Source organism: Stenotrophomonas sp. YJH_SMC_25, assembly GCF_059369595.1.
In genome coordinates this window covers 35,973-59,323 of record NZ_JCAFSV010000005.1, presented here as the reverse complement: position 1 = coordinate 59,323, position 23,351 = coordinate 35,973, and the positions used below count along the sequence as shown (strand labels likewise).

The window sequence follows — 23,351 nt, the reverse complement described above, 5'->3', positions numbered from 1 at the left end:
TGGCTGCGCATGATGGGGGAGCAACATTGTCAGAACATTGCGTCGGCGCATCCGGCAGGCCGAAGCGGAAAAAGTGGGCGCCAGGCACTATGATCGGCACCGTTTCCGGTAGCCGAGCCCCCGATGCGCATCCTCCTGGTCGAAGACGATCCTGACCTGTCCCGTGCCCTGCAATCGGGGCTGGAGCGGCAGGGCGTGGTCGCCGATGTGGTTGGTTGCCTGGCCGAAGCGGCCATCGCGCTGCGCGAACCGGTGCACCAGCTGATGCTGCTCGACCGCCAGTTGCCTGATGGCGATGGCGCTGGCTTCGTTGCCGTTGCGCGGGCCCTGCGTCCGAACCTGGCGGTGATCATGCTGACGGCCAAGGGCACGCTGTCGGACAAGGTCGAGGGCCTGGATGTCGGCGCCGATGACTATCTGGTCAAGCCGGTGGCGATCGAGGAACTGATGGCGCGCATCCGTGCGGTCTCGCGACGGCCCTCGGCAATGGTGACACCACGCTTGCGACTGGGCCGGCTGGAGTTCGATTTCGAATCGCTGCAGGCGCAGGTCGATGGCCAGCTGCTGGCGCTGCCCCGGCGCCAGGTGCTGGTGCTGCAGGCGCTGGCGATGCGGCAGGGGCGTACCGTCACCCGCAGTGCACTGGAGGCGGCGGTGTACGGCTTCGATGACGAGATCCAGTCCAATGCACTGGACGCGCATATCTCCAAGCTGCGCAAGGCGCTGCAACAGGCCGGGGCCGGCGTGGAGATCCATGTGATCCGCGGCGTCGGCTACCTGCTGGCGGAGGCCTGAGATGGCACGCCCGATCCGTTCCATCACCCTGGGCCTGGCCTGGCGCCTGTTCCTTGCGCAGGCGTTCACCGTGCTGTTCGCGGTGGTCGCGCTGATCCTGACCTGGGGTGACAAGGACTCCTGGGGCATGGACATGTTCACGGCCGAGGCGGTGGCCAAAGCCGTGCACAGCGAAGGCGGCCGGCTGGAACTGGACCAGGCGCGCTGGGACAAGCTCAATGCCGGGGCCGGCGGCAACCTCTGGTTCGCGGCGGTTGATGACAGGGGCACGTGGCTGGAGCGCGGCACGATTCCTGCGGTCCACGCGCCATTGCTGGCACGCTTGCCGACAGTGGGCGCCACCGAACTGGGTTCACTGGTGCCACCCTATCTGGACGTGGCGCGGGTGATGATCCGCAACGAGGATGGACGCCGCATCACGGTGATGGTCGGTGGTGCTCCAAAGGGTGGGTTGCTGGATGGCGCGCTGATGGTGCTGCGCCTGATCGGCCTGTGGTTCTTCCTGCCGTTGATCGTGGTCACGCTGCTGGTGATGCCGACGGTGATCCATCGCGCGATGCGCGGCGTGCGCCGCTCCGCGCAGCAGGCCAAGGAACTGGACATCGGCCAGCCGGGCGCGCGCCTGGATGCGCAGCTGGTGTCCACCGAGGTCGCACCACTGGTGGAAGCGTTCAACGATGCGATCGACAAGGTGCAGCAGGGCTATGCAGCGCGCGACAAGTTCCTCGCCGATGCCGCGCATGAGCTGCGCGTACCGATCGCGGTGGTGCAGGCGCGCCTGTCGCAGCTGCCGCAGGGTGAACTGAAATCGCAGTTGCTGACCGACGTCGCCCGCCTCGGCAACGTGGCTGAGCACCTGCTCGACCTGCAGCGTCTCGATCGCAATGTCGGCGCGCTGCAGCGGCTGGACCTGGCGTTGCTGGTGCGCGAGGCGGCCGCCGATCTGGCGCCGCTGGTGGTCGGCGCCGGTTATGGCTTCGAGGTGGATGCGCCGGAGTCGCCCGTGTGGATCCATGGCGACAGCCTGGCGCTGGGGCGGGTGATCGCCAACCTGGTGCACAACGCCATCGTCCATGGCGGCGGGCGCGGCACGATCTGCGTGCGCCTCGATGCACGCGGCCTGCTGGAGGTCAGCGACCAGGGCGCCGGCATTCCGGTCGGCGACCGCGAAGCGATCTTCGAGCCCTTCCACCGCCTGCGTGCAGCCGGCAGCGGCAGTGGCCTGGGCCTGCACCTGGTGAAGGAAATCGTGCAGCACCACGGTGGCTCGGTCAGCGTTGGCGAAGCGGCTGGCGGCGGCGCCAGCTTCAGAGTCAATTTCCACCGCGGTACCGTACGGCGCTGACAGGCGCACGGGGAAAGGCCCGATAGGCAGCCTGCGGCCTCCAGCGGCAGGCTGGGGAAATGGTTCCCGATCGATCCGCCCCGGCCCTGTTTGGCTTTGGCTGCGCTGCAGGCCTGGTGCTGGGGGCGCTGGCCTGCGTGCAGATGCCGATGTTGCTGCCGCTGTGGCTGAGTGTGCCGATGGCGATCGCCGGCGTCGGCGGCTGGCTGTTGCCCTGGCGCGGCCGTGCCTGGGCCGCGGCCCTGCTAGGCCTGGCCTGGGCAACGGTGCACGGGCACTGGGTCCTGCATGGCCAGCTGCCACCCGGCGCCCCACCGCAGGATGTGCAGGTGCGGGGCCGGGTTGCCGACCTTCCCCGGCAGGGGCCCGGCTACACGCGTTTCGTGCTGCATGTCGAAGATGCCGGCGCGCTGCCATCGCTGCGTGGCAAGCGCCTGCAGGTGACCTGGAACGATCCGTGGCGCGGATCGCCGGCGCACGAGGCGGAGGGCGGGCGCCATGCGGTTCGCGCAGGATCGCATTGGCAGTTGTCGCTGCGCGTGCGCGCGCCACGCTCGCGGATCAATCCCGGCGGCTTCGATGGCGAGCGCCACGCCGTGCTGCGGGGCATCTCCGGCAATGCCTCGGTGCGTGATCCGGCCCGTGCGCGGGAATGGCTGCCGGCGCAGGGCCTGCAGGCCTGGCGGGAACGCAGCAGTGCAGCGATCGCCGTGCAGGTGGCACATCCTGCCGCGCGGTTCGTGCAGGCGCTGGCACTGGGCGATACCCGTGGCCTGTCCGATGCCGACTGGGAACACCTGCGCGCGCTGGGCCTGACCCATCTGGTCGCCATCTCCGGTTTCCACGTGGGCGTGGTGGCTGGCTTCGGTGTACTGCTGTGCCGCTTGTGGTGGTGGCTGTGCCCGTTGCTGGGACGGTACTGGCCACGGCCGCAGGCCGCCGCATGGGGAGCGGCGCTGGCCGCAGCCACCTATGCCGTGGCGGCGGGTGGTGCGCTGCCGACGGTGCGCGCAGCGCTGATGATCGGGCTGGTCGCACTGGCCAGGGCCGGGCGTCGCCCGGTGGGCGCAGGGCAGGGGCTGGCGTTGGCCGCGATGGTGATGCTGTTGCCTGCGCCGCTGTCGGTGCTCTCGGCTGGATTCTGGCTGAGCTTCGGTGGCGTGCTGTGGCTGCTCTGGTGCCTGCCGAGGACGGGGCCGGAGGGAATCGGTGGCGGGCTGCGCGGGTTCCTTGCCGCGCAAGGTGTTGCCAGCCTTGGGCTGCTGCCGCTGTGCATCGCCTTGTTCGGCGGGACCGCGCGGCTGGGGCCGCTGGTCAACCTGCCGATCATCCCGTGGTGGACAATGTTGGTTGTTCCGCTGTCGCTGCTCGGTACCGGCCTGCACGTGCTGCATGACGGCGCGGGGCGTTGGGCCTGGCGTGCCGCGGCCTGGCTGTTCGAGCTCAGCTGGGGGGCCCTGCAGCCGTTGGCGCTGCATCCGCAGGCGATGTGGTGGCTGGCCGAGGCGCCGCGCTGGGCGCTACCCGTGGCCTTGCTGGGCGTGTTCTGGTGGCTGCTGCCGCGCGGCGCCGGCGGTGGCCTGGCGGGCCTGCTGCTGTGCCTGCCGCTGCTGTGGCCGGCCCGGCATGCACCGGCCGCGGGGGAACTGGAGCTGCTGGTGCACGATGTCGGCCAGGGCACGGCGGTGCTGGTGCGCACGGCACGGCACGCGCTCTGGTACGACGTGGGGCCGCCGACTGGCGGCGAGGGCAACGAACGCATCCTGGTCCCGGCCCTGCGCGCGCTCGGCCAGGGGCCGCCCCGGCAGGTGATGCTCAGCCATGACCACCTGGATCACACCGGCAGCCTGCCCAGCCTGCGACGGCAGTTGCCCGGGCTGCAGCTGCTGGCGCCACCGGGCAGCACCATCGGCGGCGCCACGCCCTGCCAGCAGGGGATGCGCTGGGAGTGGGACGGGGTTGATTTCCAGGTCCTGCACCCGGCGCCGGGCGGCCGGCAAGCCGAAAACGAGGACAGCTGCGTGCTGCGCATCGCCAGCCGTCACGGCGTGGTCCTGCTGCCGGGTGACATCGGTCGACCGGCCGAGGGGGCGCTGCTGCAGGCGTACCCGCACGCGCTGAGGGCGGACGTGGTACTGGTGCCGCACCATGGCAGCGGCGGCAGCTCCAGTGCGCCGTGGGTTGCGGCGGTGGCGCCGCGGCTGGCGGTGGTCTCGGCCGGGCACCGGAACCGCTTCGGCCACCCGCGCCAGGAGGTGGTCCAGCGCTGGCAGGCGCAAGGCGCGGAGGTGCTGGCCACGGCCGACTCCGGGGCGATCCGCGTATGGCTTGGCGCACAAGGCCTGCAGCTGCGTGAACAGCGCATCCATGCATCCCGGTGGTGGGATGCCGCTGGGCGGGCGCGGTCGGCTGCTATCCTATCGCCGATCGAACAAGCGGCCGTTGGGCCGGAGGGTTGAAACGTGTGGGAACTGGTCAAGGCCGGTGGCTGGCCGATGGTGCCGCTGCTGCTGTTGGGCGTACTGGCTTTGGCGATCATCCTGGAGCGTTTCTGGTCCCTTCGGCGGACTGAAGTGCTGCCGCCCGGCCTCGGCCAGGAAGTGCGCAACTGGGCCGCTCGCGGCAAGCTCGACCCGGCCCACTTGCAGACCCTGCGGGCGAACTCGCCGCTGGGCGCGCTGCTGGCTGCCGCACTGGAAGCCCGCAACCGCCCGCGCGACCAGATCCGCGAGCGCATCGAAGACACCGGCCGGCACCTGGTGCACCGCATGGAGCGATTCCTGAACGCACTGGGCACCATTGCCTCGGCCGGCCCGCTGCTGGGCCTGCTCGGCACGGTGATCGGCATGATCCAGATGTTCCTGGGCATCCTCGACCACGGCGTGGGCGACGTGAACCAGCTCGCTGGCGGCATAGGCAAGGCGCTGGTGTGCACCGCCACCGGCATGATCGTGGCGATCCCGGCGCTGATGTTCCATCGCTACTTCAAGGGCCGCATCCACGGCTACGTGGTGGAGATGGAGCAGGAAGCCAGCGCCCTGCTGGATACGCTCGACGGCCGCCCCGGGGTGATGAACCCGGCCCCGGCCGCGCGCCAGTCCGGCGCCGCCACGGCGAAGGCCTGATCGATGCGTATCGGCAACGACCGATCCCAGGATGAGCCGCATATCGACCTGGTGCCGCTGATCGACGTCATCCTGGTGCTGATCATCTTCTTCGTGGTCACCACCACCTTCGACGCGCGTTCGACGCTGCAGGTGCAGTTGCCGACCGCCAGCCAGCAGCAGACCAACGAGCCGCCGCGCTCGCTCAGCGTGCTGATCAACGCCGAAGGCCGTTACTTCATCAACGACCAGGAAGTGCTGCGCAGCGACGTAGAGTCGGTCAAGCAGACCATCGCCGCCGTGGCCGGCAGCGATCGCGAGCAGACCGTGCTGCTGCGTGCCGACGCACGCACTCCCTACCAGGCCGTGGTGACCGCGCAGGACGCGCTGGGTCAGCTCGGCTTCCGCCGTATTGCCATTGCAACAGCACCCGAGGTGCGTCCATGAGTTCCAATCACGCGCCGGTGTGGCCGATCTACAAACGTCTGCTGGGGTACACCCGCGCCTACTGGGTGTTCATGGTGGCCGCGGTCATCGCCATGGTGGTCGAAGCCCTGGCGGGCTACCACTTCACCAAATTGATGGAGCCGCTGGTCAACCGCGGTTTCGTCAACCCGGAACCGCGCATGGCGGTGATCCTGCCGCTGACCATCCTGGGCCTGTTCCTGATGCGCAGCGTCGCCACCTGGGTGAGCGACTACGCGCTGGCCAAGACCGGCCGCAGCGTGGTGCGCGACCTGCGCGAACAGGTGCTGGCCAAGTACCTGCACCTGCCGTCCTCGCATTTTGATACCGAAGCGACGCCGGTGATGGTCAGTCGCCTGAACTTCGATACCGAACAGGTCACCCAGGCCAGTGCCGACGCACTCAAGACCGTGGTGGCCGACACCCTGACCATCATCGCCATGCTGGCGGTAATGCTGCAGATGAGCGTGAAGGTCACGGTGGCGATGCTGGTGGTGGTACCGCTGATCGGCGTGATCGTGTCCTACGTGGGCAAGCGCTACCGCCGCATCAGCCGTGGCATCCAGGATGGCATGGGTTCGATGGCGCAGACCGCCGAACAGTCGCTGGCGGCGCAGCAGGAAGTGAAGGTGCACGGCACCCAGCAGCATGAGATCTCGCGCTACTCGCGCCTGGCCAACCGCATGCTGTCGCTGAACATGAAGGTGGAAGTCACCCGTGCGGCGGCGTCCAGCGTGGTGCAGTTCCTGGCCGCACTGGCGCTGGCGGTGATCGTCTGGGTATCGACCCGCGAAGCGCTGGCCGGCCGCCTCAACGCCGGCCAGTTCATGGGCCTGATGACCTCGATGATGGCCATCATTCCTTCGCTGCGCCGCCTGACCAGCGTGCAGACCTCGATCTCGCGCGGCGTGGCCGCCGCAGAGCGCCTGTTCGGCATCCTCGACATGCAGGTCGAGCGTGACGAGGGCCGCAACAGCGTGCAGCGCGTACGCGGCGAACTGGCCTTCGACCACGTCATGCTGCGCTACCGCGAGGACAGCGGCATTGCCCTGGACGACATCAGTTTCGTTGCCAAGCCCGGCACGGTCACCGCCATCGTGGGTCGTTCCGGCAGTGGCAAGACCAGCCTGATCCGGCTGGTGCCGCGCTTCTACGAGCCCAGCGGTGGTGTGATCACCCTCGATGGCGTCGCGCTGGATGACTATCCGTTGGCCGACCTGCGTCGGCAGGTGGCGATGGTCGGACAGAAGGTCATGCTGTTCGATGACACCATCGCGGCCAACATCGCCTATGGCATGGAAGCGAGCGAGGAGCAGATCCGTGCGGCGGCCGAAGCAGCCAATGCGTGGGAGTTCATCGCGCGCATGCCGCAGCAGCTGCAGACCCCTGTCGGCGAGAACGGCGCGCTGCTGTCCGGTGGCCAGCGCCAGCGACTGGCGATCGCCCGCGCGATCCTGCGTGACGCCCCGATCCTGATCCTCGACGAAGCCACTGCCGCGCTGGACAACGAATCCGAGCGACTGGTGCAGGATGCGCTGCAGCGCCTGATGCCCGAACGCACCACGCTGGTCATCGCGCACCGCCTGTCGACCATCGAGCATGCCGATCAGGTGCTGGTGATGGACCACGGCCGCATCGTTGAACGGGGTACCCACAAGGAGCTGCTTGCCATGGGTGGCCTGTACCAGCATCTGCACAGCATGCAGTTCCGCGAAAGGCAGGACTGATGGCTGGCAAGGGTACCCAGACCCCGCCGTACTGGTACGACGGCAGCCCGGTTCCGTGGGCGATGCGCCTGCTGGCGCCGCTGTATGCCGGCGTCACCGCGCTGCGCCGCCGTGCCTACCGGCGTGGATGGCGCAAGCGCTACGCGCTGCCGGTGCCGGTCATCGTGGTTGGCAACATCACCGCCGGCGGCACCGGCAAGACGCCGCTGACCATCGCCCTGGTCGAGCGCTTGCGTGCGGCCGGCTGGAAGCCGGGCGTCGCCAGCCGTGGCTATGGCCGTGAAGACGCTGACAAGCCGCTGTGGGTGCAGGCCGACACGCCGACCGCCAAGGGCGGTGACGAACCGGTGCTGATCGCCTGGAAGACCGGCGTGCCGGTGCGCGTGGACGCTGACCGCGTGGCCGCAGGCAGGGCACTGATCCAGGCCGGCTGCGATGTGATCGTCTGCGATGACGGCCTGCAGCATTACCGGCTGGCGCGCGACATCGAGATCGAAGTGGTCGATGCCCAGCGGCGCTACGGCAACGGCCGGATGATTCCCGCCGGACCGCTGCGCGAGCCGGTCAGCCGTGCCGGCGAATGCGATTTCCGCGTGGTCAACCTGGGCCAGGCCGATGAGGAAAGCGCGGCACAGGCCTGCGGTTTCGGCCAGTGGCCGATGGCCCTGCACATCGACAGTGCGCAGCCGCTGGCCGGTGGCCGCGCGCGCCCGTTGTCGTACTTCAAGGGCCAGCGTGTTCATGCGGTGGCCGGCATCGCCCATCCGCAGCGCTTCTTCGACATGCTGCGCGCGCGTGGCATCGGCGTGGTGCCGCACGCCTTTGCCGACCACCAGGCCTACCAGCCGCAGGACCTGTCGTTCGGCAGCCAGCTGCCGGTGCTGATGACAGAGAAGGATGCGGTGAAATGCCGCGCGTTCGGCAACGATTGGCATTACGCGGTGCCGTTGCGTGCCGAGCTGCCTGCCGCGTTCTGGGTGGCGCTGACCGACCGCTTGGACAAGCTGCGACCGAACTGAGCGGCGCGGCGGCGCTTGCATTCACGTGCCGCCGGCCGCATCCCCGTTGTAACGAGCCTGCCGAGTATTGCCCCATGACCGAATTCGTCGTCGCCATTCCGGCCCGCTATGCCGCCTCGCGGCTGCCGGGCAAGCCGCTGCGCCTGCTGGGTGGTGAGCCGCTGGTGCTGCACGTGGCGCGCCGCGCGCTGCAGGCCGGCGCTGGCGAGGTCTGGGTTGCTACCGACGATCAACGCATCGCCGACGCGCTGTCCGGGCTGGCCGAGGTGAAGGTGGCCATGACCGCCACCTCGCATGCCTCCGGTACCGACCGCCTGGCCGAGTGCGCGCGCATCGCCGGCTGGGCCGACGACACCGTAGTGGTCAACCTGCAGGGGGATGAACCGTTCGCGCCGGCTGCGGGAATCCGTGCGGTGGCCCAGGCGCTGGTTGAAGGCAATGCGCCGATGTCGACCCTGGCGACCACCGTGGAGGATGCAGAAACCCTGTTCGATCCGAACGTGGTCAAGCTGGTGCGCAACGTGCGCAACGAGGCGATGTACTTCAGCCGCGCGCCGATTGCCTGGCACCGCGATGGCTTCGCGCGCAGCCGCGACGTGCTGCCGGAAGGGCATGCCTGGCTGCGCCACATCGGCATCTACGGCTACCGCGCCGGTTTCCTGCAGCAGTTCGCGGCGATGCCCCCGGGTCGGCTGGAGCAGGTCGAATCGCTGGAGCAGCTGCGCGTGCTCGAGTCCGGCTACCCGATCAGCGTGGCGATCTCGCCTGAACCATTCCCGGCGGGCATCGACACGCCCGAGGACCTGGAGCGCGCCGAAGCACTGCTGCAGACGTTGGCTGCCCGATGAAGCTGCTGGTCGTCTGCCTCGGCAACATCTGCCGTTCGCCGATGGCCGAAGGCGCGCTCCGCGCACGCCTGGACGCTTCGCCACTGGCGGGGCGCGTGCAGGTGGATTCGGCCGGCACCGGTGACTGGCATGTGGGCGAGCCGCCGGACCGGCGTGCGATCGCCTGCGCGGCCGGGCACGGCGTGGACATCGGCGGCCTGCGTGCGCGCCAGCTGCACGCCGCTGATTTCGACCGCTTCGACTGGATCCTGTGCGCCGACGAGGCGAACCTGCGGGACGCGGGACGCTTGGTGGCACCCGCCCAGCGTGAGCGGCTGGCGCTGTACCTGCCCTGGTCGGGCGGGGAGGGGCAGGCGGCCATCCCGGATCCCTACACCGGCGGCAGTGATCACTTCGAACAGGTCTGGACGCTGGTCGACAATGCTGCAAAACGTGCAGTGGCACGACTGTTGCATGACGCCGACTCCGGCATAATCGGGCCATGAACGTCCAGCCCGTCCCGGACCTACCCGAGTTCGCCACCTGGCTCAATGCCGCCCCCTGTACCCTGACCGAACTGCGCGGTCGGCCGGTGGCGCTGTTGTTCGTCAACGCCGCTTCTGCCTGGAGCGCGCAGCGCCTGGCCGAATTCAGTCAATGGCTGTCGCGTCACCCTGGCATGCTGCAGCCGCTGGTCCTGCAGGTACCCCGCTTCGATTTCGAGCGTGACGCCGGCGCCGCACTCAAACTGCTGCGCCGCCAGGGGCTGTCAATGCCGGTCCTGCTCGATGCCGACTGGGATGGCTGGCGTCGCTTCGGCATCACATCGTGGCCGACCGTGGTGCTGCTGGACGCGCAGGGTCGCGAGCAGCAGCGGCTGGTCGGGCTGGGGGCTCCGGGAGAGCTTGAGCGTGCATTGAATGCGCTGTGCCACGGTGCGCCGTCGGCACCGCCGCGCGGCGGTACCGAGCTGCATCCGGAGCCGCGGCAGGCCCTGCGTTTTCCGCTGGGCCTGGCGGTCAGCACCGAACGCCTGTACATCGCCGACAGTGGCCATCACCGCATCCTCGAATGCAGCCACGGCGGCCGCATCCTGCGCCAGTTCGGGCTGGGGACGGCCGATTTCATGGACGGCAACCTCGCCGAAGCGGCGTTCCATCGCCCGCAGGCGCTGGTGCTTGAGCGCGACGCGCTGTACGTGGCCGACACCGGCAACCATGCCGTGCGCCGCATCAACCTGCTGACCGGCATCGTCGACACGCTGTGCGGCAATGGCCGCCCCGGTGCGCCGGTGGAGGGCCCGGTAGCACAGGCGCGGCAGGTCTCGCTGGACCACCCGGTCGGCCTCGCCATCGCCGATAACCAGCTGCACATCGCCATGGCCGGCGACAACCGCATCTGGAGCTACCACCTGGGTCAGCGCAGCCTGCAGTGGCGCGCCGGCAGCGGTGCCATCGACGAGCGTGACGGCAGCGGCCACCTGGCTGCCTTTGCCCAACCGACTGCGCTGGCCGTGGTGCAGCAGGTGCTGTACGTGGCCGATGCGCTGGGCTCCTCGATCCGTGCACTGCAGCTGCGCGGGGATCTGGTGCAGACGCTGGTCGGGCAGGGCCCCTGGCGTTTCGGTGACGAAGATGGCCCGCGCGCGCAGGCCAGCCTGCAGTTCCCACAGGCGATCGCGCTGAGTCCGGATGCGCCGCTGCTATGGATTGCCGATACCGGCAATGGCCGCCTGCGCACGCTGCGCCTGGGCGGTGGCGAACTGACCACCCAGCCGCTGCCGCGCCGCCTGCACGGCCCGGCCGGGTTGGCCGTGGGTGCCGGTGCGGTGTGGATCGCCGAGACCGACGCCCACGCCATACTGCGATTCGACCCCGAAAGCGGCGTGCTCAGCGAAGTGCCGATCAGCGAATGACCGACGTTCCCGCCCCGGCCTTCGACGGCAAGGCCTTCGCGGCCCAGCTCAGTACCGCCCCCGGTGTGTACCGCATGTACGCGGCCGACGACACCCTGCTGTATGTCGGCAAGGCGCGTGCGCTGCGCAACCGTGTCGGCAGCTATTTCAACGGCAGCCCGAAGAATGCGCGGATCATGTCGATGATCTCGCAGATCGTGCGCATGGACGTGACGGTGACGCGCTCGGAAGCCGAGGCGCTGCTGCTGGAAAACCAGCTGATCAAGTCGCTGTCGCCGCGTTACAACGTCTCGCTGCGCGACGACAAGACCTACCCGCATGTGCTGCTGACCCGCGAGGACTGGCCGCGCATCGCGCTGCATCGCGGCCCGCGCGCCATTCCCGGCCGCTACTTCGGGCCGTATCCCGGCGTCACTGCGGTGCGCGAAACGCTGAACCTGATGCACAAGCTGTTCAAGCTGCGCAGCTGCGAGGACAGCGTGTTCCGCAACCGTTCGCGACCGTGCCTGCAGTACCAGATCGGGCGTTGCAGCGCGCCCTGCGTGGAGCTGGTGGCGCCTGCCGAGTACGCCGAATCGGTACGTCGCGCTGCATTGTTCCTGGAAGGCAAGAGCGACGAACTGACCCGCGAGCTGGGCGAGCAGATGCAGGCCGCCAGCGAGGCACTGGAATTCGAGCAGGCCGCGCGCCTGCGTGACCTGATTTCCTCGCTGCGCAGCATGCAGACCCGCCAGTACGTGGATGGCCGTGCTGCCGACCTGGACGTGCTGGCGGTGGCCATGCAGGGCTCGCAGGCCTGCGTGCTGCTGCTGGCCTTCCGTGATGGCCGCAACCTCGGCACCCGCCCGTTCTTCCCGCGCACCAATGGTGAAGAAAGCCCGGAGGAAGTGCTGGCCGCGTTTGTCTCGCAGTACTACATCGAATTCGAGCCGCCGCGCGAGATCCTGCTGGACCGCGAGATCCCCGACGCCGACCTGCTGGTCGCCGCGCTGTCGGCCTCGGCCGAGCGCAAGGTGCAGCTGAAGTGGAACGTGCGCGGCGAGCGCGCCGGCTACGTGGAACTGGCCAGCCGCAACGCGCAGCTGACCCTGGCCACCGAACTCAACAGCCGCAACGCGCAGCATGCGCGCAGCGACGCACTGCGCGAGATGCTGGGCCTGGCCGAGCCGGTCAAGCGGGTCGAGTGTTTCGATATCAGCCACACCCTGGGCGAGGCTACCGTGGCCTCGTGCGTGGTGTTCGACGCTGCCGGTCCGGTGCGCGCGCAGTATCGCCGCTTCAACATCAGCGGCATCGAGCCGGGCGATGACTACGCCGCCATGCGCCAGGCCATCGACCGCCGCTTCCGCCGTGCGGTGGAAGAGCAGGGCGTGCTGCCGGACGTGCTGCTGATCGACGGCGGCGCCGGGCAGCTGGCGCAGGCCCAGGCCGCACTGGCCGACCTGGGCGTGGAAGGTGTGCTGCTGGTGGGCGTGGCCAAGGGCGTGGAGCGGCGCGCTGGCCATGAAGCGCTGGTGATGCCCGACGGCCGCGAGCTGCGCCCCGGCGCGGCCAACCCGGCGCTGCAGTTCATCCAGCAGGTGCGCGACGAGGCGCACCGCTTCGCCATCACCGGCCACCGCGGCCGCCGGCAGAAGGCGCGGATGACCAGCAAGCTGGAGGACATTCCCGGTATCGGGCCGCGCCGCCGCGCCAGCCTGCTCAAGCATTTCGGGGGCCTGGTGGGGCTGAAAGCCGCTGGCGAAGCGGAAATCGCCAAGGTGGAAGGCATCAATGACGCCCTCGCGGCACGTATCTACGCTAACCTGCACGGGTTGGCCACGCCTGATGCGGCCGAGTAGAGAGAGAAGCACGCAAGCATGAAGTTGACCCTGCCCACCTGGCTGACGTTGTTGCGGATCGTGATGATCCCGGTGCTGGTGCTGGTGTTCTACCTGCCCTACACCTGGACCAACTTCGCTTCGGCGGCGATCTTCGGCCTGGCCGCGATCACCGACTGGCTCGACGGCTGGATTGCTCGCCGTTACCAGCTGGAGTCGGCCTTCGGTGCCTTCCTCGACCCGGTCGCGGACAAGCTGATGGTGGCAGTGGCACTGTTCCTGATCGTGCAGGGCCATCCGACGCCGTGGATGGCGTTCTGGGCGGCGGTGATCGTCGGCCGCGAGATCGCGGTCTCGGCGCTGCGCGAATGGATGGCCGAGCTGGGCCAGCGTGCGAAGGTGCGCGTGGCGATGATCGGCAAGATCAAGACCACCGCGCAGATGGTCGCGCTGCTGTGCCTGCTGTACTCGGTGGCCCCGAACGTGCCGGTGGAAGACATCTGGATGGGCTGGCCGGTGTTCCATATCGGCGACTGGACCCTGGCGATTGCCGCGGTGCTGACCCTGTGGTCGGGCCTGCAGTACCTGCACGCCGCCTGGCCGAGCCTGCGCGATGACGAGCGCGCTGCGCGCGAGCGTGCGCGGCAGAAGAAGCTGGGCAACTGAGCACCGGGCTCTGACCCCATCGATGCGCCTATCCACGCATGGCGTGGATCTACGCGACGCGCTGGATGGATCTACGGTAATGCCCCATCCACGCATGGCGTGGATCTACTGGAAATGTTGCATCCACAGATGATGCGGATCCATCGGTTTGCGGGGATGCTGTAGTAGATCCACGCCATGCGTGGATACGCAATGCAAGTCGCTCCGCAGCCCCTGAAAAAAGCACTTGACGCCATTCCCAGAATAGGTAAAATTTCGCCTCCCAAGCGGGAATAGCTCAGTTGGTAGAGCGCAACCTTGCCAAGGTTGAGGTCGCGAGTTCGAGTCTCGTTTCCCGCTCCAGATTCAAGAAGAACGCTCCCGGAAGGGAGCGTTTTTCGTTGTGGGTCATCAGAGTGCCCTGAGATGATTTCGGCCAGGGGCTGAGAGTTGCTCGATGTGTGGGGCGGCATCCGGCCTGTCAGGCCGGTCGGTCATCATCGCGCACCAGACTTGACCTTTGGCTCGCGAGGCTGGGTGTCCTCCAGAAAAATTTTCATCCATGCATCCATGACTCTGAAGACATTGATGTCGAGTTCTGGAGCTGCAGGATTCTCATGCCACCAAATCAGAGCATCCGAATCATCATGGCTGTCGGCGTTCACTGCGACATAGTCTCCGCTGCCGTTCGAGAATACGGTGATCCAACCTGCCGCAAAAGAATCGTCCGCCTCATCGACCAGTTCGGAGACCCGTGACTGGTCAGCAAGGCGCTGCGGACCCATGGAGCGTGCAGGATAGAAGGTGTAGCCGTCGTGCACTTCGCGATAGAAGTCCTGCAGTCTGCTGGGCAGATGCTTGAACTGGAAGGTCTCTGTGGTTCCATCTTCGACGGGTCTTCCCCCTATGTAGTAGTAGAGGCTGTTTCCGTCGTGAAAGATGTACACCAATTCAATTTCATCACCTAGTAGCAATGCTGTGCCCAGCAGGCAGTCGTTGAACAGCGCAATTGTCGATGGGAACTCATTGGAGAATGAGCTCCAGCCAGCAGGAAAGACCGGGGCGACGTCGGGCCTGAGTCCGAAGTTCTCCCAGCTTCTGGGCAGCGCAACATCTCGAGGTACATCCTTGGGTGAAAGGCATACCTTGTGATGAGGGAATGTATCGCCAAGGTCCCGGACAATGTCATCAGGCGTAGTCATGTCGTTTGTTCTGCAGCAGCTCGAAATCATTTCCTGTAAATCAACCGTTTTGCTGCTCGATGAACCCGTCTGTCCCGAAATTCTGAATAGACATCTGCTCGGCCTCTTGGCAGTGCGCTCATTCCGAATGGCTCGTCGTACGTTGCTATGCTGAGCGCAAAGGATCCATACAAATAGTCCGAAAAGACACAGCAAATGCCCACGATCGAGTCTATTGTGACCGAATATTTATGGGCGACGAGGAAGGGGCCGTCATCTCTTAGCGCAGTGCCAGTCCTCTGACGCGGATCGGTCGATGACGGAGGGAGTGGCCCAGTCCGTAGAGCGCAACCTTGCCAAGGTTGAGGTCGCGAGTTCGAGTCTCGTTACCCGCTCCATTTATAGATCTACAGAGTTCCATGGAAGTTTGTAAGTCGTTGAAATCAGACGCTTCGGCGTCTTTTCTCGTTCCAGTCAAAGCCACTCCGATCCATGGGCATCCGGACTTTTTTAGTCCAGAAATTAGTCCATGAAATCCGGACTCCCGCCGTGGCGGTTTGTTGCTGGAGAGGAGCGTGGAGCGTCACGAGCATCTAGCCCTGAATTTCATGTTCAGGAGCTCGTACATGGCACTCTCAGATGCAACCGTCCGCCAGGCCAAGGCCACTGGCAAGGACTACACCCTCAGCTAGAAGCGCTTTACGCGTTGTTCAATCCGTCAAGGTACAAGCCCGGATTTGCTCGGGAGTTCAATGTAGTGTTCCATCTCATGCCGAGGCTTGCTGCCGCATGGTTTCATCAGGATTGGATGAGTGCAGCCTCGGATAGCCTATTGGGGAGTGAGGTGTGGTGATGAGAATGCTGTCCAAGGCTGTTGCCAGCAGGCTTGAGAACTTTGTGGCACCGAAGCGTGGCGAGGGATTTGAGGATCTCTGCCTGGATGTCTTTGAGCACGTGTTGATCAAGCAAAAGTTGCCAATCATCGGAGGGCCGTACACGCGGATTGTTGCCCATGGTGTCAGTGGTGACTCGCAAGGCGGTGTGGATATTTACGATCCAGCAACCCGTGCTGCAGCTCAATGCAAGAATCAGAAAAAGATCCACGTCTCTCATCTTGAGGAGGAAGTTCGGAACCTCCAGAGATTTGGCAAGCCCGTTGCCCACTACTTTTTCCTGTTGGCTCGCGACGCTGTACCCAAGACTTTGCAGGAGTGGGTGGATAAGACCAATCAGCACAGCGCATCAGCCCTTGCTGATGACACGGATACTGAAAGAGTGGCTGGCGCAGCTGTTCCTATGCTCCACATCATGGGGTGGAGCGAACTCAAGGGTCACTTGTTCGCGCGTAATTTCTTGATGTGGAAGTGGGGCGTGGCGCACCCCGTCATCCATCAGTATCCCTACCTACCAACGTTAGACGTGAGCTTCCTGGCTGAAACAATGGACGCGCTCAGAAAAAAGCTGAATTCGCTGCCTGACCGACGGGATTCCAAAGATGCTGTGGGCGGACTCTTGCGTTCTGTTAATCCAGACGGGCTGATCAACTTAGTCTCAGACTCAAAGGTGGAGCGAGAAGTATTCGATGGGTTACAAGAATTCATCGATGAGTTCTGGCACGTTTATCGGGTTGCTAAGACGTACTCGTTAGCGGTGAGCGATGTGGATAGCCGAGACCCCATCATCATGGAGCAAGGGTTTGCATTGATGAATGATCTGGCACGGTACCTGCCCCGTATATCTGTTCTCCGATACCTGTTGCCAGTTTGCAGGGCGAGCGAGAAGTTGCTGCAGCTTTTCAGGGATGAGGATAGCTATGTTTGGGGACAAGTGATTTTCGAACAGGGAGGCATAGAGTTCGAGGACGATGGCGACACCACGTTGGAGTTTAACTTCGACCCCGAGCGCCAGGATTGGGACAGGCCTTACTATGTGGATCCTGAGCGCGTAGATGGTTTGATCAAGAGCATCGTTGAGGGAGTTGAGCGAGCAAGGCAGGAAGCCGCAGAGTGACTGGACTGTTCAGTCAGATGATGGAGGCCAGTGCTGCAGATGCAGCTACTGGCCTTGAACATCACATGAGTCCCTGCTCGGCAAACGAATATGGATCTCGGAATAGCGCGTGTAGGCGTGGTAGCACACGCCAATGAACATCCCGGCCACCACCAGCAGGGCGATCAGCAGCACCATGTCGTAGCCATAGTTCTGGATCGTCTGGATGATGCCGTTGCCCGCACCGCGGGACGGGTCTTCCATGGTCGGCAGACGGCCTTGGGCAACGGCCATGGCCGGGCTGAACAGAGCGCCGAGCAGCACGGCGTGGCGAAAGCGGGCAAGACAACGTTTTCATCACTACAACTCCTTCAGGACAGGAGAAAGAACGTCAGCACCAGGTACAGCGCGACGAAGCGGATCACGACACCGACAAATTGCCGGTTGCTGAGGCGTTGCTCAGCCCAGCCGGTATAGGCGGTGCGAATGGCCCAAGCGCCCCAGAGCAATGTCACGGCGAACACTAGGGACAGGACCAGAACAGCCATCTGTGCAGGGGTGAACCCGCTGTGGGCCTGGAAGGCGGCTTGCTGGGCGGCGGTCATGGCGCATCGGCCTCGCCGATGTACTCGCCGAGCATGGGGGCAGGGTCACGGGGCTGGGCGCGCTGGGGCGTCAGGTAGCTCTGGACGCCGGAGCGGATGCGCTGGATATCCTCGCGCAGGCGCAGGTAGTCGAAGTGGTACCGGGCGGCGATGGAGTGGGAGAGGGTAGCGCTGCTGTCGGCGTGCCGTTCCAGGGCATCCAACTGGCGAAGTACAGCGGCCAGCTGGGCGCGTTCTATTTCGTAATCAGCCCGCGCAGGGAAAGGCTGGGCCAAGGCTAGGCAGAGCCCCAGCACTGTCAATGGTCCACCGTGAGAGTACTTAAACATGATGAGCCCCACCACGCTCCAGAAGTGGCTCGATCTTCGACGTACTGGCGGGAGGATGGCTGCATTCAATGCGGCAATGCATGTTTCCGCATTAATGTTGATCTAGGATAGGCCCAGCTTCGGAACAATAAGCACAATTGCTGTACGAACTCGGCTTCAAGCGGAGCCCAATAAAAACATGCGGAGGTAGGGATGGCGTCTGCAGCACATGATTATCAGCGTTTCATGCAATGGCTTCATCATCCCGAAGGGCACGTCTCGGATGATGCTCGTCGTTTCGGAAGGCTCGTTCTAGAAAACTTCGAAAGCGTCAGCGCGACTTCCCGCAATCGCAGTCAGCGCTCAGTGCATCTTGTCGATCTCGCACGGCGTCAGTTTGCAGCCCTGGACGCCGCTCCACCTGTCCTGGACGCCCTGGCGGGAGGGCCAGGTTGGCGGTGGCAGAAGTTGACCCAGCTGACGCTGGGCCCATTCCGTGGTTTCCGACATGCAGAGGCATTCGATCTTACAAAGCGAATCGTGTTGTTCTACGGCCCCAATGGCAGCGGCAAAACAAGCCTATGCGAGGCGCTTGAGTTTGCCTTGCTCGGTGCCGTGGACGAGGGGGCGCAGAAGCGGATTGATGCGGCCCAGTACCTGCGCAACGTCCATGAAAACAGATTTGTCCCGCCACAGTTGGCTGCTTTGGATCCCCAAGGGCAGGCTGTCGCTGTACAGGCTGATGCCGATGCCTACAGGTTCTGCTTCATTGAGAAGAACAGGATTGACTCATTCTCCAGAATTGCGGCCAAACCTGCCGGACAGAAGACTGAGCTGATAGCCGCCCTGTTTGGGATGGATGACTTCAATGAGTTCGTCGGTCAGTTCAACGAGTCGCTGGATGCCCAGCTGAATTTGGTCGCCGTAAAGGGCGCCCAGCTTGAAGCTAAGCGACAGGCCATTGCCCATGACGTGCAGTTGATCGCCAACGAACCCGCAACTGTTGCAGCTTTTGCACAAGCTGAAGGCAATTACGCCGCGGCATTTCGACCAGGTCTGACTTATGCGCAGTTGCAACAGGAGGTGGGAACGCTAGAGGCGCCGGGCCGCCTGCAAGCATTGGACGACATTCTCAACCAACCGGCACCAGCGCTGTATGGCATCCGTCATCAGGACCTGCTGGCCGCTTACCGTGCTGCGGATGAAGCCCATGATTTAGTGCTGGATCTGACCAACCAGCTGGCTGAGCAGCGCGACGAAGCGACGTACCAAGAACTGTATGTTGCGGTACAAGGACTGCAGGGGGCGTCGCCAGACCAGTGTCCTGCGTGTGGGACCCCGCTCGAAGGTCAAGTGCATGTTCACGAGAACCCCTATACCAAGGCTGCTCAGGGATTAGAGAGGCTGCAGGCGCTTACAGAGCTTAAGCAGCGCTACCAGGCTGCTATCGGACAGCGGCGCATAGCCTCCGATGCGTTGCGTGCATACTTCGCCAACTTTGCGCAGCGCGTCGCTGCCACAATCAATAGTGAGTATGAGGTTTGCCGGTACATCGCAAACCCTGGCGTGCAGCTGGATACCGCTTGGTGGAAGGTCGGCTATACGCCTGTTGCGGATGGTGTCTCCCTCTCACAGCAAGCGGTGAACTACGCGTTGCAGCTGGAGCAGCTGGATGTCGCAATTCAGCAGAACCTTGACCAGCGCGCTCAATTGATCGAAGAGCGGGACCGACTCAATCAAGCTCGTGTGGCAATCGCAGAGCATGCAGCCCGACGGCACCAAGCCGGAATTGCGGTTGGCGATGCCAAGCAGCGCGTTGCGGCGTTTGAGGCCGAAAACGCTGAGTTGATCAGGGAGGCTACCGCCGAGGGCGAGCGTATCGCGGCCGAAGTGAGGGTGCAGCGCGCTTACACGGAATTTCTAATGCTGCTTCGCCAGTACCGTGCTGGGCTGCCAGGTGCCTTGATGGCCGGCTTGAACAACATGGCGATGGATCTGTACAACGAGTTTAACGTCCGTGATGCCGAGCAGGACAAACTTTGCGGCCTGCATCTTCCGGTCACAGGCGAGGGAAGGATCGAGCTGAATTTCCGTGGCGCTCCTGACCGGCGTGTTGATGCGCTTCAGGTCTTGAGCGAGGGGCATGTGCGCTGCCTGGGCCTGGCGATTCTGTTAGCCAAGGCGTCGAGCATCCAGGCACCGACGATCATTTTCGACGATGCAATCAATGCCATCGACCACGAACACCGACAGGGTATTCGAGAGGCGTTGTTCGAGAGCGAGCGGTTTGCCAATACCCAGATCATCGTGACGTGTCACAGCAACGAATTTATCAAGGATGTGCAGAACCACGTTGACCGCAACCAGTGGCATTCCTACACCTTCCTGCATCACCTAGGGAACCACCACCCTCGCGTGCTGAGGGATGTGCCGCCGCAGGCATACCTTGTCAATGCAAGGGCTGCTCTTGAAAGAGGCGACCATCGGGGGGCGCTGCAGCCCTCCAGGCAGGCGCTGGAGATGCTGGCTAACAAGATCTGGCGGTGGCTGGGCAAGTGCGAGCTTGGGATGATCAGCGTAAAGGTGGCAGGCGTTGGCGATCAGCCCTCACTTCGCAACCTGTGTGATGGGCTACGAGCGAGGCTTCATGGCGCCCACACTTTCAACCACGACGACAAGCAGCCATTGCTTGATGCGTTCGGTCAGCTACTGGGTATCGGCGAGCAGACGTTCATGTGGCAATACCTCAACAAGGGGACGCACGAGGAACAGGACCGAGAGGACTTCGATGGTGGCGAGGTCGAGCGACTGGTCGCACTTATGGAAGGGATGAATGCGTTGAGGCTGCGCAATCGTTAGGGCCGTGGTCTAGGGCATCGGGTAAGGGCACTCTTGAGGTGCCCTGTTCTCTCGGAAGTATTCGATATGTTCAGTTGCTGCTCGCGTTGTAGTAGACGGGTGGTCTATTTCAGCGCTTGTGCTCGCTCTCAGTCGCCAAGTTCGGGTTTTACAATTTTCCGGATCGCATACAGATCGCTGCTGACGTTGTGAAGTCGCGAAATGAAGCTGTCCAGAAAATCATTGGTAACTTCGAAGTACTTCCCCTTCGAGTCGAGCCGGCGATGGAGGATTTGAGCGCCGGAGCCGTTTGTGATGGGGTAGGCGTGAACAATATCTGAGCGTTCACTGTTCAAGGTTTGGAAGAGGTCGGCCGCTGCTTGGCCAGGCGAAGCAATCGCCGGGATGTCCTTCTTGGCATTTTTCAGGCAGCTACGGAATGCATTTAGAATTTCACCTCCGGTCTTTGCCTGCAGTTCGGTGCGGTCGATATTTGGGTCCAGGTGGCTGGCAATCTCCGTCATGAAGCTGCTGAGGGAGGCGAAGGAGTAGAGGGCTACCCCAAGTCGGAACAAATAGCCGTCATCGCTTGGTAGTGCCATGCGAGTGAGATTGCGAATGGACTTTGCCTTTTCTTCTGGGGTCATGAAGCATCCTTGTTAGCGGTGGAAATTAGTGGGTGTTCACGGTGCCATACTCTCACAATAAATGTGGAAATATGATCGTTCTGAGGACGCTGCATAATAGTTTCGGGATGTTTCTTCGTCGTAAGGCGCATGGCGTGGGGCGCCTCATAGGTGTTTCTTGAAACTCGCCGCTGCGATATCCACGACCACTGCCAGCAAGGCGGCTGCCGGCAACAGGATCAGGGCAGGGGGGACGCTGATCGGCAGCGCCAGGTAAACAACCCACGGCAGCACGGCCAACGGCACCAGGCAGGCTTTGGCCCGGTGGTAGATGAAGCCCGATTCACGGCCCGCCTCGAAGCGGCGGATGTCCCGCCGCACCAGCCCATCCACCAGCCCGACGAAAGCTGCCATGGCGAACAGCGGCAGGCTCAGGCACAGCACCAGCAGGCGTACCAGGAACACCAGTACGGTGTAGGCGCTGGCCAGCAGGTAGCTTTCCAGCGAGCGATAGGCTTGCCTCAGGTAATAGCGAAAATCCGGCTCGGCCGGCAGGCGCTCCCCACGTGCCTGCCGGGCCGCGTCTTCTGCCCATTCGATCAGTCCTGATTGCACGAACACCCCGTCGTAGGCGAGGTGCCTGCGATGGAACGAACATCACAGTCAGCGTATTCCCGGTTGAAGGCCGAAGGCATTCTGCATGTGCTGGCTGAACAGGTTTCAACCGCTAACGTCTACCGCTTCTGCCAAGTGCTGGAGCAGGTACTGGCTGAACAACCACCGCTGGGCAGTACTGCACATCCCGGCGATGATCGGGTCAGGTTCCGCCCAGACCCTGGAATGGGATTCCCGGCAGGCGAGTTGAAGGCCATTGAAATCGACGATGCTTCTCCAGACCAACCGTTGACTGTACGCACCCGGCTGCTGGGTTTGTATGGGGTCGACTCTCCTTTGCCCACGGGCTATCTGGATGATATCGCCCAGCGACGCGAAGGCCATGAGGCGCTGGAGCACTTCCTCGATATCTTCAATCATCGGATATTCACCCAGTTCTACCGGATCTGGCGCAAGTACTCCTACCCGGCCACGTTCGAGCCGGGCGGGCGCGACGCCACTTCACAGTGTCTGTTGGGCTTGATCGGGCTGGGCATTCCCGGTACGGCAGAGCGCATCGCCACACCGATGTCACGTTTTCTGGCGCTGCTCAGTGTGATGCGTCTACCCGAACATCTGGTGCAGCGGGTCGCAAACGTGCGCCTGTATGCGCCGAACCTGCGCAGCGTGTTGCTGGCCGCACCGGGCTATTACTTCCTCACCACCGATACGCCGAACCTGATGCGCTGGCTGGCCAGCGAGCTGCGCGCGAATGGCGTGGACCTGCGCCTGCGGCAGTCCTTCACCGACGCCCATCGCAGTGGTGACGGCTGGCAGGTGGAAGGGGCAGGGCGCTGCGCCTATCTGGTCGGCGCCGACGGCGCACGCTCACGCGTGGCCCAGCGCACCAGCCTTGGCCAGGTGCGCGACACCCTCTACGGCGTCGAGCGCGAGTTCGCCGGCCTGCAGGTGGCGCAAGGCAATGCGCTGCATCGCTTCGTCAGCAAGCGCTACGCGCCGGGCTACATCGGCTGGGTCGCACAGAATCCGACCGGGCTGCAGGTGGGATTGGCGCTGCGTCATGACCCGCAACAGGTGCGGCCGCCGGATATCGATGGCTTCCTCGACCACGTGCGCGATGTCGTCGGCATTCCGCCTTCCGTGCGCCCCTCGGCCACTCGTGCAGGGCTGGTGCCCTGCGGCCGGCCGGATGGGCCGATCACCGGCCAGCGGCTGATCCTGACCGGCGACGCGGCGGGCATCGTCTCGCCGCTGTCCGCCGGGGGCATCCACTCCTCGTGGCGGCACGGCTGGGCGGTCGGCGAGGCGATTGCCCGCCATCTGCGTGGGCAAGGGCCGGAAGCGGAACGGGTGGCGCGGCGGGTGGCGCCGGCATTCCATGGCAAGCGCCTGCTGCGCTGGGCGATGGACCATCTGCAGGCGGACTGGCCGCTCAATGCGCTGCTGCACACGGCGGCCACGCGGCGCATCGCCGAGCAGGTCTACTTCCACCGCCGTGGCCTGCGAACCTGAGGTATCGGTCCTGGG

At 64.5% G+C, this 23,351-nt stretch carries 20 protein-coding genes, 1 tRNA gene and 1 pseudogene; 16 read left to right on the top strand and 6 right to left on the bottom strand.

The genetic code is table 11. The features are described from left to right. Nucleotides 1-123: 123 nt before the first annotated feature. The 13 genes from AC5P7E_RS08425 to AC5P7E_RS08365 all read left to right on the top strand — a co-directional run bounded on the left by AC5P7E_RS08425 (nucleotide 124) and on the right by AC5P7E_RS08365 (nucleotide 14,025). Nucleotides 124-795: a response regulator transcription factor gene (locus tag AC5P7E_RS08425; protein ID WP_005408870.1), complete on the top strand. Its 672-nt coding sequence runs from the start codon at nucleotides 124-126 to the stop codon at nucleotides 793-795. A 1-nt stretch (nucleotide 796) separates the two neighbouring features. Beyond that, nucleotides 797-2,140: a sensor histidine kinase gene (locus tag AC5P7E_RS08420; RefSeq protein WP_005408871.1), complete on the top strand. Its 1,344-nt coding sequence runs from the start codon at nucleotides 797-799 to the stop codon at nucleotides 2,138-2,140. A gap of 59 nt (nucleotides 2,141-2,199) precedes the next feature. Next, on the top strand, nucleotides 2,200-4,599 hold the full coding sequence (locus AC5P7E_RS08415; RefSeq protein WP_043034364.1) for a DNA internalization-related competence protein ComEC/Rec2: 2,400 nt from the start codon (nucleotides 2,200-2,202) through the stop codon (nucleotides 4,597-4,599). Nucleotides 4,600-4,602: 3 nt separating this feature from the next. Continuing rightward, entirely contained in the window at nucleotides 4,603-5,265 is a 663-nt protein-coding gene (locus tag AC5P7E_RS08410; RefSeq protein ID WP_005412819.1) for a MotA/TolQ/ExbB proton channel family protein, read from the top strand. Between the two features lie 3 nt (nucleotides 5,266-5,268). Further along, nucleotides 5,269-5,691 carry an ExbD/TolR family protein gene (locus tag AC5P7E_RS08405; protein ID WP_004152323.1) on the top strand — a complete coding sequence of 141 codons (423 nt, stop codon included), beginning with the start codon at nucleotides 5,269-5,271 and terminating at the stop codon, nucleotides 5,689-5,691. Further along, nucleotides 5,688-7,436 (top strand): lipid A export permease/ATP-binding protein MsbA, encoded by a 1,749-nt coding sequence (gene msbA / locus AC5P7E_RS08400; protein WP_005412820.1) that lies wholly within the window; start codon nucleotides 5,688-5,690, stop codon nucleotides 7,434-7,436. The genes AC5P7E_RS08405 and msbA overlap by 4 nt, the downstream gene beginning before the upstream one ends. After that, nucleotides 7,436-8,455 carry a tetraacyldisaccharide 4'-kinase gene (gene lpxK, locus AC5P7E_RS08395; RefSeq protein WP_005408875.1) on the top strand — a complete coding sequence of 340 codons (1,020 nt, stop codon included), beginning with the start codon at nucleotides 7,436-7,438 and terminating at the stop codon, nucleotides 8,453-8,455. Before msbA ends, lpxK begins: the two co-directional genes overlap by 1 nt. A gap of 74 nt (nucleotides 8,456-8,529) precedes the next feature. After that, nucleotides 8,530-9,303 (top strand): 3-deoxy-manno-octulosonate cytidylyltransferase, encoded by a 774-nt coding sequence (kdsB, locus tag AC5P7E_RS08390; RefSeq protein ID WP_049397615.1) that lies wholly within the window; start codon nucleotides 8,530-8,532, stop codon nucleotides 9,301-9,303. Continuing rightward, nucleotides 9,300-9,788 carry a low molecular weight protein-tyrosine-phosphatase gene (locus AC5P7E_RS08385; RefSeq protein ID WP_005408877.1) on the top strand — a complete coding sequence of 163 codons (489 nt, stop codon included), beginning with the start codon at nucleotides 9,300-9,302 and terminating at the stop codon, nucleotides 9,786-9,788. Before kdsB ends, AC5P7E_RS08385 begins: the two co-directional genes overlap by 4 nt. After that, complete coding sequence (locus AC5P7E_RS08380) at nucleotides 9,785-11,197, top strand: hypothetical protein (protein ID WP_005408878.1); 1,413 nt, start codon at nucleotides 9,785-9,787, stop codon at nucleotides 11,195-11,197. Before AC5P7E_RS08385 ends, AC5P7E_RS08380 begins: the two co-directional genes overlap by 4 nt. After that, nucleotides 11,194-13,038, top strand: a complete 1,845-nt coding sequence (gene uvrC, locus AC5P7E_RS08375) for an excinuclease ABC subunit UvrC (protein WP_005408879.1) — start codon at nucleotides 11,194-11,196, stop codon at nucleotides 13,036-13,038. Before AC5P7E_RS08380 ends, uvrC begins: the two co-directional genes overlap by 4 nt. An 18-nt stretch (nucleotides 13,039-13,056) precedes the next feature. Then, on the top strand, nucleotides 13,057-13,683 hold the full coding sequence (gene pgsA / locus AC5P7E_RS08370) for a CDP-diacylglycerol--glycerol-3-phosphate 3-phosphatidyltransferase (RefSeq protein ID WP_005412825.1): 627 nt from the start codon (nucleotides 13,057-13,059) through the stop codon (nucleotides 13,681-13,683). A gap of 266 nt (nucleotides 13,684-13,949) precedes the next feature. Then, nucleotides 13,950-14,025 (top strand) — tRNA-Gly (locus AC5P7E_RS08365). A gap of 134 nt (nucleotides 14,026-14,159) precedes the next feature. On the opposite strand, the gene AC5P7E_RS08360 is transcribed toward AC5P7E_RS08365, so the two are convergent. After that, nucleotides 14,160-14,864: a hypothetical protein gene (locus tag AC5P7E_RS08360; protein WP_114618475.1), complete on the bottom strand. Its 705-nt coding sequence runs from the start codon at nucleotides 14,862-14,864 to the stop codon at nucleotides 14,160-14,162. An 837-nt stretch (nucleotides 14,865-15,701) separates the two neighbouring features. On the opposite strand from AC5P7E_RS08360, the gene AC5P7E_RS08355 reads away from it, so the two are divergent. Next, nucleotides 15,702-16,853 carry a hypothetical protein gene (locus AC5P7E_RS08355; protein ID WP_197596082.1) on the top strand — a complete coding sequence of 384 codons (1,152 nt, stop codon included), beginning with the start codon at nucleotides 15,702-15,704 and terminating at the stop codon, nucleotides 16,851-16,853. Nucleotides 16,854-16,898: 45 nt separating this feature from the next. Here AC5P7E_RS08355 and AC5P7E_RS08350 read toward each other — a convergent pair whose 3' ends face one another. Genes AC5P7E_RS08350 through AC5P7E_RS08340 form a run of 3 tightly spaced genes read right to left on the bottom strand, consistent with a single transcriptional unit; the run spans nucleotide 16,899 to nucleotide 17,835 of the window. After that, complete coding sequence (locus tag AC5P7E_RS08350) at nucleotides 16,899-17,156, bottom strand: TIGR03745 family integrating conjugative element membrane protein (protein WP_427916826.1); 258 nt, start codon at nucleotides 17,154-17,156, stop codon at nucleotides 16,899-16,901. A gap of 47 nt (nucleotides 17,157-17,203) precedes the next feature. Then, a complete protein-coding gene (locus AC5P7E_RS08345; protein ID WP_114618472.1) occupies nucleotides 17,204-17,437 on the bottom strand; it encodes a TIGR03758 family integrating conjugative element protein in 234 nt (77 codons plus the stop codon). Next, the gene (locus tag AC5P7E_RS08340) at nucleotides 17,434-17,835 is read right to left on the bottom strand and encodes an integrative conjugative element protein, RAQPRD family (RefSeq protein WP_231347492.1); all 402 of its coding nucleotides are present in this window, start codon (nucleotides 17,833-17,835) and stop codon (nucleotides 17,434-17,436) included. The genes AC5P7E_RS08345 and AC5P7E_RS08340 overlap by 4 nt, the downstream gene beginning before the upstream one ends. Before the next feature lie 123 nt (nucleotides 17,836-17,958). Here AC5P7E_RS08340 and AC5P7E_RS08335 point away from each other — a divergent pair, with 123 nt between their 5' ends. Beyond that, entirely contained in the window at nucleotides 17,959-20,604 is a 2,646-nt protein-coding gene (locus tag AC5P7E_RS08335) for an AAA family ATPase (RefSeq protein ID WP_197588957.1), read from the top strand. 128 nt (nucleotides 20,605-20,732) lie between these two features. Here AC5P7E_RS08335 and AC5P7E_RS08330 read toward each other — a convergent pair whose 3' ends face one another. Both AC5P7E_RS08330 and AC5P7E_RS08325 read right to left on the bottom strand, forming a co-directional pair. After that, entirely contained in the window at nucleotides 20,733-21,230 is a 498-nt protein-coding gene (locus AC5P7E_RS08330) for a hypothetical protein (protein WP_114618471.1), read from the bottom strand. A gap of 144 nt (nucleotides 21,231-21,374) precedes the next feature. Continuing rightward, nucleotides 21,375-21,839 (bottom strand): annotated as a pseudogene (locus AC5P7E_RS08325) (TIGR03747 family integrating conjugative element membrane protein); the annotation flags it as partial. A 15-nt stretch (nucleotides 21,840-21,854) separates the two neighbouring features. On the opposite strand from AC5P7E_RS08325, the gene tssG reads away from it, so the two are divergent. After that, on the top strand, nucleotides 21,855-23,336 hold the full coding sequence (gene tssG, locus AC5P7E_RS08320; protein WP_231347491.1) for a type VI secretion system baseplate subunit TssG: 1,482 nt from the start codon (nucleotides 21,855-21,857) through the stop codon (nucleotides 23,334-23,336). The last annotated feature ends 15 nt before the right edge of the window (nucleotides 23,337-23,351 follow it).

What these genes read in the sequence shown, in the direction of transcription:
- AC5P7E_RS08425 (WP_005408870.1), top strand. Translation starts at nt 124, where the DNA reads ATGCGCATCCTCCTGGTCGAAGACGATCCTGACCTGTCCCGTGCCCTG.
- AC5P7E_RS08420 (WP_005408871.1), top strand. Translation starts at nt 797, where the DNA reads ATGGCACGCCCGATCCGTTCCATCACCCTGGGCCTGGCCTGGCGCCTG.
- AC5P7E_RS08415 (WP_043034364.1), top strand. Translation starts at nt 2,200, where the DNA reads ATGGTTCCCGATCGATCCGCCCCGGCCCTGTTTGGCTTTGGCTGCGCT.
- AC5P7E_RS08405 (WP_004152323.1), top strand. Translation starts at nt 5,269, where the DNA reads ATGCGTATCGGCAACGACCGATCCCAGGATGAGCCGCATATCGACCTG.
- msbA (WP_005412820.1), top strand. Translation starts at nt 5,688, where the DNA reads ATGAGTTCCAATCACGCGCCGGTGTGGCCGATCTACAAACGTCTGCTG.
- lpxK (WP_005408875.1), top strand. Translation starts at nt 7,436, where the DNA reads ATGGCTGGCAAGGGTACCCAGACCCCGCCGTACTGGTACGACGGCAGC.
- kdsB (WP_049397615.1), top strand. Translation starts at nt 8,530, where the DNA reads ATGACCGAATTCGTCGTCGCCATTCCGGCCCGCTATGCCGCCTCGCGG.
- AC5P7E_RS08385 (WP_005408877.1), top strand. Translation starts at nt 9,300, where the DNA reads ATGAAGCTGCTGGTCGTCTGCCTCGGCAACATCTGCCGTTCGCCGATG.
- AC5P7E_RS08380 (WP_005408878.1), top strand. Translation starts at nt 9,785, where the DNA reads ATGAACGTCCAGCCCGTCCCGGACCTACCCGAGTTCGCCACCTGGCTC.
- uvrC (WP_005408879.1), top strand. Translation starts at nt 11,194, where the DNA reads ATGACCGACGTTCCCGCCCCGGCCTTCGACGGCAAGGCCTTCGCGGCC.
- pgsA (WP_005412825.1), top strand. Translation starts at nt 13,057, where the DNA reads ATGAAGTTGACCCTGCCCACCTGGCTGACGTTGTTGCGGATCGTGATG.
- AC5P7E_RS08360 (WP_114618475.1), bottom strand. Translation starts at nt 14,864, where the DNA reads ATGACTACGCCTGATGACATTGTCCGGGACCTTGGCGATACATTCCCT.
- AC5P7E_RS08355 (WP_197596082.1), top strand. Translation starts at nt 15,702, where the DNA reads ATGCTGTCCAAGGCTGTTGCCAGCAGGCTTGAGAACTTTGTGGCACCG.
- AC5P7E_RS08345 (WP_114618472.1), bottom strand. Translation starts at nt 17,437, where the DNA reads ATGACCGCCGCCCAGCAAGCCGCCTTCCAGGCCCACAGCGGGTTCACC.
- AC5P7E_RS08335 (WP_197588957.1), top strand. Translation starts at nt 17,959, where the DNA reads ATGGCGTCTGCAGCACATGATTATCAGCGTTTCATGCAATGGCTTCAT.
- AC5P7E_RS08330 (WP_114618471.1), bottom strand. Translation starts at nt 21,230, where the DNA reads ATGACCCCAGAAGAAAAGGCAAAGTCCATTCGCAATCTCACTCGCATG.
- tssG (WP_231347491.1), top strand. Translation starts at nt 21,855, where the DNA reads ATGGAACGAACATCACAGTCAGCGTATTCCCGGTTGAAGGCCGAAGGC.